This window comes from Dellaglioa sp. CoH-57-MRSF-22, from assembly GCF_056781895.1.
On the sequence record NZ_JBXAXT010000167.1, the window covers coordinates 1 to 309 of the forward strand.

1 protein-coding gene is annotated in these 309 nt (G+C 55.7%); it reads right to left on the bottom strand.

What is annotated here, in order from left to right; genetic code table 11:
* Positions 1–309, bottom strand: a 309-nt coding sequence (locus AC1RPR_RS08660) for a hypothetical protein (protein WP_481763545.1), incomplete at both ends; no start/stop codon positions are given.

The following is a 309-nucleotide window of genomic DNA, read 5'->3' on the forward strand; positions in this document are numbered from 1 at the left end:
CCCGAATGTATTGCGAGAACGGGTTAATCGCTTGTTCAAGCTCTGTCTCCAGACCATTGCTGTCCGTGTAATCGGTCAGCGAACAGTTGAATTGCTCGATCGGGTACTGAGTGCTGCGTGTCGTGTCGTACACCGAAACACCAAACGTCGGGGACGGCGGTGCGGCCTTCGTCGGGTCCGTGATCGGCTGTTTCGTTGTGTCGATAGCGCTATTCGGAATAGTGCCGTCGTCAGTAAACGTGATGTTGTCCGTGGATTGTTGCCCCACCGTCACCATCAGCCCGTACGTCAAGCCCTGTGTGCGTCCAT